At 37.8% G+C, this 7,548-nt stretch carries 4 protein-coding genes, 12 tRNA genes, 1 rRNA gene, 1 riboswitch and 1 other annotated feature; of the genes, 1 reads left to right on the plus strand and 16 read right to left on the minus strand.

Going from position 1 to position 7,548, the window contains the following annotated elements; all coding sequences use genetic code 11:
• Window positions 1–29 precede the first annotated feature (29 nt).
• Window positions 30–2,447, minus strand: a complete 2,418-nt coding sequence (gene leuS / locus KTJ72_RS01285; RefSeq protein WP_057197718.1) for a leucine--tRNA ligase — start codon at window positions 2,445–2,447, stop codon at window positions 30–32.
• Between the two features lie 56 nt (window positions 2,448–2,503).
• Window positions 2,504–2,710, minus strand: a binding site (T-box leader).
• Window positions 2,711–2,819: 109 nt separating this feature from the next.
• Between leuS and mnmM the strand changes: the two genes are divergently transcribed.
• Window positions 2,820–3,386, plus strand: coding sequence for a tRNA 5-(aminomethyl)-2-thiouridylate-methyltransferase MnmM (mnmM, locus tag KTJ72_RS01290; RefSeq protein WP_034531257.1), 567 nt, complete (start codon window positions 2,820–2,822; stop codon window positions 3,384–3,386).
• A 21-nt stretch (window positions 3,387–3,407) separates the two neighbouring features.
• Here mnmM and KTJ72_RS01295 read toward each other — a convergent pair whose 3' ends face one another.
• The 15 genes from KTJ72_RS01295 to rrf form a co-directional block, all read right to left on the minus strand.
• The gene (locus KTJ72_RS01295) at window positions 3,408–4,877 is read right to left on the minus strand and encodes an MDR family MFS transporter (protein ID WP_057197715.1); all 1,470 of its coding nucleotides are present in this window, start codon (window positions 4,875–4,877) and stop codon (window positions 3,408–3,410) included.
• Window positions 4,878–4,952: 75 nt separating this feature from the next.
• The gene (gene metK, locus KTJ72_RS01300; RefSeq protein WP_041152197.1) at window positions 4,953–6,140 is read right to left on the minus strand and encodes a methionine adenosyltransferase; all 1,188 of its coding nucleotides are present in this window, start codon (window positions 6,138–6,140) and stop codon (window positions 4,953–4,955) included.
• A riboswitch (SMK box riboswitch) is annotated at window positions 6,138–6,223 on the minus strand. Its footprint overlaps the gene before it by 3 nt.
• A gap of 85 nt (window positions 6,224–6,308) precedes the next feature.
• Window positions 6,309–6,392, minus strand: a tRNA-Leu gene (locus tag KTJ72_RS01305).
• Window positions 6,393–6,413: 21 nt separating this feature from the next.
• Window positions 6,414–6,484: transfer RNA gene (locus KTJ72_RS01310), tRNA-Cys, on the minus strand.
• An 18-nt stretch (window positions 6,485–6,502) separates the two neighbouring features.
• Window positions 6,503–6,574: transfer RNA gene (locus tag KTJ72_RS01315), tRNA-Gln, on the minus strand.
• Window positions 6,575–6,583: 9 nt separating this feature from the next.
• Window positions 6,584–6,656, minus strand: a tRNA-His gene (locus tag KTJ72_RS01320).
• A 14-nt stretch (window positions 6,657–6,670) separates the two neighbouring features.
• Window positions 6,671–6,741 (minus strand) — tRNA-Trp (locus KTJ72_RS01325).
• Between the two features lies 1 nt (window position 6,742).
• Window positions 6,743–6,828: transfer RNA gene (locus tag KTJ72_RS01330), tRNA-Tyr, on the minus strand.
• Between the two features lie 5 nt (window positions 6,829–6,833).
• A tRNA-Phe gene (locus tag KTJ72_RS01335) sits at window positions 6,834–6,906 on the minus strand.
• A gap of 56 nt (window positions 6,907–6,962) precedes the next feature.
• Window positions 6,963–7,037 (minus strand) — tRNA-Asp (locus KTJ72_RS01340).
• Window positions 7,038–7,055: 18 nt separating this feature from the next.
• A tRNA-Val gene (locus KTJ72_RS01345) sits at window positions 7,056–7,128 on the minus strand.
• Between the two features lie 9 nt (window positions 7,129–7,137).
• Window positions 7,138–7,210: transfer RNA gene (locus KTJ72_RS01350), tRNA-Glu, on the minus strand.
• 16 nt (window positions 7,211–7,226) lie between these two features.
• Window positions 7,227–7,318: transfer RNA gene (locus KTJ72_RS01355), tRNA-Ser, on the minus strand.
• A 14-nt stretch (window positions 7,319–7,332) separates the two neighbouring features.
• Window positions 7,333–7,405: transfer RNA gene (locus KTJ72_RS01360), tRNA-Asn, on the minus strand.
• A gap of 5 nt (window positions 7,406–7,410) precedes the next feature.
• Window positions 7,411–7,527, minus strand: a 5S ribosomal RNA gene (rrf, locus tag KTJ72_RS01365).
• Window positions 7,528–7,548: the final 21 nt, after the last annotated feature.

Consider the following 7,548-nt stretch of genomic DNA (forward strand, 5'->3'; position numbering starts at 1 on the left):
GATAATCGTTAAATTATCACTCTTTTTCTTTAGTTAGCAACGATATTTACAATCTTACCAGGAACAACAATTACCTTTCTAACTGTCTTTCCTTCAATATCCGCCTTAATTTTATCATCACTCATAGCTGCTTCTTGAGTGTCATCCTTAGATGCATCAGCGGCAACCTTAATATGAGCTCTAACCTTACCGTTAACTTGAACTACGATTTGTACTTCATCATCAACTAGTTTGCTTTCATCATATTCTGGCCATTTAGCATAAGTAATGCTGTCGTCATGACCAAACTTGCTCCATAGTTCTTCAGCCATGTGTGGAATGATTGGTGAAACTAACTTCACGAAGCCTTCCATGTAGTCTAGGAATAAACTATCTTGCTTGTAGCATTCGTTTACAAATACCATCATGCTCGAAATTGCAACATTGAAACGAAGGTTTTCGTAATCATCAGTTACCTTCTTAACAGTTTGGTTGTAAATCTTATCTAATTTATGGTCATTTACAGTAGTGATACGATCACGAAGTCTGTCTTCGTCATCAATCATTAATCTCCAAACACGGTTAACCCATCTGTTTGCACCATTAATACCTTCAGTACTCCATGGTTTTGATTCAGTTAATGGGCCCATGAACATTTCGTATAATCTCAATGTATCTGCACCGTATTCTTCAACGATATCGTCAGGGTTAACAACGTTACCCTTTGATTTAGACATCTTTTCGTGGTTAGTGCCTAAAATCATTCCTTGGTTAACTAACTTGTGGAATGGTTCCTTGGTAGGAACAACACCTAAATCGTAAAGAACTTTGTGCCAGAAACGGGCATATAGTAAGTGAAGAACGGCATGTTCTGCACCACCAATGTATAGGTCAACTGGTAACCATTTCTTTAATAATTCAGGGTCAGCAATCATCTTATCATTGTGTGGATCAATGTATCTTAAGTAATACCATGAACTACCAGCCCATTGTGGCATGGTGTTAGTTTCACGTTTACCCTTACGACCATTTTCATCAACAACATTTACCCATTCATCAATGTTAGCTAATGGAGATTCACCAGTACCTGATGGTTCAATATTATCAGTTTCTGGTAATACCAATGGAAGTTCATCTTCTGGTACTAAACCAGTTTCACCGTCTTCCCAATGAATAACTGGGATTGGTTCACCCCAGTATCTTTGACGTGAGAAGATCCAGTCTCTTAAACGGTAGTTAGTCTTTGCATGACCTGATTTATTATCTTCCAACCATTTTATGATAGCGTCAATGGCATCTTTTTTGTTCATACCATCTAAGAAGTCTGAGTTAATGTGAACACCGTCACCAGTGTAAGCTTCTTTTTCAATGTCGCCACCTTCGATAACTGGTTTGATAGGAAGGTCAAATTTCTTGGCAAATTCATAATCACGGTCATCATGTGCTGGAACAGCCATAATTGCACCAGTTCCGTATGATGAAAGAACGTAGTCACCAATCCAAATTGGAATTTGTTCACCATTAACTGGGTTAATTCCGTAAGCTCCGGTAAATACACCAGACTTGTCTTTGTTTAAATCAGTACGTTCTAAATCAGACTTAGTAGCAACTTCCTTACGGTAAGCTTCAATTGCTTCTTTCTTGTCGTCAGTAGCAATCTTGTCTACTAAATCATGATCAGGTGCTAACACAATGTATCCAGCACCGAATAATGTATCTGGTCTAGTTGTGAAAACTTCAATCTTTTCATCATGATCTTTAACACCAAAAAATACGCTAGCACCCTTTGAACGACCGATCCAGTTTCTTTGCATTTCTTTAATGCTTTCTGGCCAGTCTAAGTCGTCTAAGTCATCGATTAAACGATCAGCGTAAGCGGTAATCTTTAATACCCATTGTTTCATTGGGACACGGTATACTGGGTATCCACCACGTTCAGTCTTACCATCGATAACTTCTTCGTTAGCAACAACGGTTCCACCCATAAAGTCTGGAGCCCAGTTAACTTCGATTTCGTCTTCGTAAGCTAAACCTTTTTTGTATAATTGTTCGAAAATCCATTGAGTCCACTTGTAGTACTTAGGATCAGTAGTATCAACTTCTCTGTCCCAGTCGTATGAGAAACCTAATGACTTAATTTGTTCTCTAAAGTGTTCGATGTTCTTTTGAGTAAATGAACCAGGATGGTTACCTGTCTTCAATGCGTATTGTTCTGCAGGTAAACCGAATGCATCAAATCCAATTGGATGTAATACGTTCTTTCCTTGCATTCTCTTAAATCTAGCCATGATATCAGTCGCAGTGTATCCTTCAGGATGTCCTACGTGAAGTCCTTGACCAGAAGGATATGGGAACATATCTAGAGCATAGTAATTTTCTTTGTTTTCATCATTTGTTGTTTTAAAAGTTTCATTGGTTTCCCAATATTTTTGCCATTTCTTTTCAACATCTTTGTGATTATAAGCCATAAAAAATTCCTCCTTTAATCAGTTATCGAATAAAAAAGTCCTATAAGCTATAAAGCCTATAGGACGAAAATTCCGCGGTACCACCTAAGTTTATCTATAAAGTACAGATACATCTCAAGTCCTTAACGCGGAAAACGTCTTAACCTACTGAGATTCAGTCAAGATCTCTACGACTAGTTCAATTAGCATTGGTCTAAATTCACAGCAGCCATTTAGTTTCTGAAAAGCAACGCCAATTTACTACCTCGTATCAACAATTTCTATTCGGTAATTTAATTATTTTAAATATACCAGTCTACAGAATTAAAATCAAGGACAATTATCAAATGTGTTAGAATTATTGATAGTTATTAATCAAGGAGTAATTAAATAATGAAAATTCAACCATCAGTTAGATACAGTCATACCCTTTTATCTCAATTGGTGCAAAACGGCGACACTGTCGTTGATGCAACCGTTGGAAAAGGAAATGATACTGAGTTTCTGTCACAGTTAGTCGGTGAAAATGGTAAAGTTTATGGTTTCGATGTGCAAACTGAAGCAATTAACTACACCAAACAAAGATTAGATGACAAAAATTTAAGTAGTAACGTCACACTTTTTAATACCGGTCATGAAAATATTGAAAAACTAGTCGATGGATCAATTAATGCCGCCATCTTTAACCTTGGATATCTACCGGGAAGCAATAAGGATATCATCACAAAACCGGACACTACCCTGACAGCAATTAAGGCATGTCTGGACAAACTAGAAGTAAATGGCATTGTCGTCTTAGTTCTATACTATGGACACGATGGTGGTCCACAAGAAAAGGATGCCGTAATTCAATATGCTCAAAGTTTAGACCAAAAAACATTTTCAGTCATGCAATATCAATTCATTAATCAGGTTCATTGCCCACCTATCCTATTGGCAATACAAAAAAATTCCAACTAATTAAAGTTGGAATTTTTTTCTTTACTTTTTAGCTAAAATACGATCATATAAGTTTACAATTACCGCAAAGATAACGATAAACAAACATACCCAAAATACTTTGTGTAATGAATCGTAAATCACGTTTCTTAATGGTTCCATTAACTTAGCTGGAACTAAATGAGCAGTTTTAACGTTAACAATTTTATTAATCATATCCATTTTGGCACCATCAGTATGAAGAATTCCAATGGTTAATTGTCTATTCATCACGATACCTAAAACAGCCACAATCAATGTTTGACCAAAGATTCTACATAATGTATTGAATGATGTTGCAACACCAACGTCTGATTTTTCAACACTATTTTGTGAAATCACTGTTCCATTGGTAATGGTGATTCCAAAACCAATTCCACAAATTGCAGCGATTGCGAAGAACCAAGCAAATGAAACGGTAAATGGAAGTAATACCACCCAAATGGCAGCAACTAAAATAAAGAACAAACCAAACATTGTTGCGTAGAATGCCTTCATTCTCGATAATAACCATCCTGATACAAATGCACCAAAGATCCAAAGGATTGAAGTTGGTGTGATAGCTAGTCCAGAAAGTGTTGCTGGATAACCGAAAATCCCTTGTGTCCAAACTGGAAGATAAACTTCTAGTCCCATCAAGAAACCACTGATTAGAAAGGCAATGATGTTTTGAATAACAAATGTTCTGTTTTTCAATAACTTCATTGGAATGATTGGATTTTCAGCACAATGTTCTTTTCTTACGAATAAGATTAACAATAATATTGAGAAGAAAATACAATATGAGATTGGTTGCCAGTTATTTTCTAAATCACTAATCAATTGGATGATGTACATCAATGATAGTAATAACAGTGATAGATAAACCATTCCTAGATAATCAATTGATTGTTTAACCACGATGTGTTTTTCATGAAAACTCATGATAAAAATAATTAAAGCAATGATTCCTAGTGGTAAGTTTAAAAAGAAAACCCAGTGCCAACTAAGGCTATCAACTAAAAATCCACCGATTAAAGGCGCCATAATGGATGCAATTCCCCAAATAGCACCATTTAATCCTAAGATTTTCCCCCTATTCTCATCTGAATAAATGTCAGCAACAATCGTGTAGGATAATGGCATAATTACACCAGCACCGACCCCTTGAATAGCTCGCCAAATTATCAATGTTGTCATTGAATTAGACATTCCAGAGAAAATTGATCCGATTAAGAAGATAACAATCCCAAAGATAAATATCTTCTTTCTACCAAATTGATCTGATAATTTTCCATAGATTGGTGTCGATATCGCATTGGTAAGTAGGTAAACTGAGAACACCCAGTTCATAATTGAAACACCATGTAAATCCCCTACAATTGTGGGCATCGCAGTTGATACAATCGTTCCCTCAACAGCACTCATAAATGTAGCGATAAACAATGATATGGTAACTAATAAAACATTGTTCTTTTGCGTATTAATACTCATTGTTCCTCCATCAAAATAAAAACGATTTATAAGTAATTTTCTACAAATAAATCGTCTTTATCTTTTTAAGATATATTATTTAAAGAAATTTTGTAGTTCTTCAACCTTGTCAGTGTGTTCCCAAGGTAAATCAACATCAGTTCTACCAAAGTGGCCGTAAGCGGCTGTTTTCTTGTAAATAGGACGCTTTAGGTCCAACATCTTAATAATACCAGCTGGTCTCAAGTCAAAAATTTCTCTAATTGCTTTAATTAGGTCATTTTCTGAAACAGTAGCAGTACCAAAAGTATTTACAGAAATTGAAACAGGTTTTGCAACACCAATAGCATAAGCAACTTGTACTTCAATACGAGTAGCTAACTTAGCAGCAACGATGTTCTTAGCAATGTATCTAGCAGCATAACTTGCTGATCTATCAACTTTAGTAGCATCCTTACCAGAGAATGCACCACCACCGTGGTGAGCAGCTCCACCGTAAGTATCAACAATAATCTTTCTACCAGTTAAACCAGCGTCACCTTGAGGTCCACCAATTACGAAACGTCCAGTAGGATTAATGAAGAATTTAGTGTTGTCATTTAGTAATTCAGCTGGAATAACAGCCTTGATTACTTGTTCGATAACATCTTTTCTAATTTGTTCTAAAGTAACATCTGAATCATGTTGAGTACTTAAAACAACAGTTTCAACAGCAACTGGCTTGTTGTTGTCATCGTATTCAACAGTTACTTCGGCCTTTGCATCAGGTCTTAAATATGGAATTGTACCATCTTTTCTTAAGTCAGCAATTTTTCTCATTAATTTGTGACTTAGAGAAATTGGAAGTGGCATTAGTTCAGGTGTTTCATCAACAGCGTAACCAAACATTAAACCTTGGTCACCTGCCCCAATCTTATCTAGAGCATCTTCACTACTGTCACGAGTTTCTAGAGAATCATCAACACCTTGAGCAATATCAGGTGATTGTTCATCAATGGCAACTAATACTGCACAAGTATTACCATCGAAACCATATTGGTCATTGTCGTAACCAATTTCTTTGATAGTTTCTCTAACAATTTTTTGAATGTTAACGTATGCTTTGGTAGTAATTTCACCAAAAACTAATACTAAACCAGTAGTTACTGAACATTCACAAGCAACTCTGGAATCAGGATCTTGTTTTAACATTTCATCTAGAATAGCATCACTGATTTGATCAGCAATTTTATCTGGATGTCCTTCTGAAACAGATTCTGATGTAAATAAATGTCTTTCTTGCATTTTAATGATTCCCCCTATTAATTTGGTTACAAGGCATCTTCACTATCAAGGTGAATCCTATCGGGAATACGCTTATAACTCTTAAAATAATATCATAACTTTAATATTTTTTAAAGTAATCACAAATACAAAAAAGACTACCCTCTCGGATAGTCTTTTTTTAATTAGTACCGGAGGTGGGGTTCGAACCCACACGATCTTGCGATCACTGGATTTTGAGTCCAGCGCGTCTGCCAATTCCGCCACTCCGGCATAATATTAAAATGAAGCCAAAGGCGGTAATCGGATTTGAACCGATGATAAAGGTTTTGCAGACCTCTGCCTTACCACTTGGCTATACCGCCATTTTAGTTCGAATTCAACTGGGCTAGCTGGATTCGAACCAGCGCATAATGGAGTCAAAGTCCAGTGCCTTACCACTTGGCTATAGCCCAATTAAAAAGGGCGGTAGGTGGGAATCGAACCCACGCGTGTCGGAACCACAATCCGATGTGTTAACCACTTCACCACTACCGCCATAGCAACATTAACAGGGATAGCAGGAGTTGAACCCGCACCAACGGTTTTGGAGACCGTTGTACTACCATTATACTATATCCCTATGGTGGAGGGGAGTGGATTCGAACCACCGAACCCGAAGGAGCGGATTTACAGTCCGCCGCGTTTAGCCAGACTTCGCTACCCCTCCATAAATGGCGCGGGACAGAATCGAACTGCCGACACACGGAGCTTCAATCCGTTGCTCTACCAACTGAGCTACCGAGCCATACCATTTATGTTTTGCTATAGATAAATATTCAATTATGTTGTCAATGACAACAACGGTTCGTACGAGACTCGAACTCGTGACCTCCTGCGTGACAGGCAGGCGTCCTAAACCAACTAGACCAACGAACCAGTCCAATATATTTGGAATGGAGGATACAGGGCTCGAACCTGTGACCTCCTGCTTGTAAGGCAGATGCTCTCCCAACTGAGCTAATCCTCCAAATATAAATGACCCGTACGGGATTCGAACCCATGTTACTGCCGTGAAAGGGCAGTGTCTTAAACCACTTGACCAACGGGTCATAACTATAAGGTATACGGAGAGTAAGGGATTCGAACCCTTGAAACAGGCATTCACCCGTTTACATCATTTCCAATGATGCTCCTTCGGCCAACTCGGACAACTCTCCAAGACCAGTTATAACTCCGAATGTCAGACTCGAACTGACGACAACCTGATTAACAGTCAGGTGCTCTACCAACTGAGCTAATTCGGAATAACGCGCGGCAACGTCCTACCCTTGCAGAGGGCGATCCCTCAACTACTATCGGCGTTTAGAAGCTTAACTTCTGTGTTCGGCATGGGAACAGGTGTATCCTTCTAGCTATCGCCACCACACTATTTATCTGAAAGAACTTC

The sequence above is a fragment of the Apilactobacillus waqarii genome (assembly GCF_019061205.1).
Lineage (GTDB): Bacteria > Bacillota > Bacilli > Lactobacillales > Lactobacillaceae > Apilactobacillus > Apilactobacillus waqarii.

What these genes read in the sequence shown, in the direction of transcription:
- metK (WP_041152197.1), bottom strand. Translation starts at nt 6,140, where the DNA reads ATGCAAGAAAGACATTTATTTACATCAGAATCTGTTTCAGAAGGACAT.
- leuS (WP_057197718.1), bottom strand. Translation starts at nt 2,447, where the DNA reads ATGGCTTATAATCACAAAGATGTTGAAAAGAAATGGCAAAAATATTGG.
- mnmM (WP_034531257.1), top strand. Translation starts at nt 2,820, where the DNA reads ATGAAAATTCAACCATCAGTTAGATACAGTCATACCCTTTTATCTCAA.
- KTJ72_RS01295 (WP_057197715.1), bottom strand. Translation starts at nt 4,877, where the DNA reads ATGAGTATTAATACGCAAAAGAACAATGTTTTATTAGTTACCATATCA.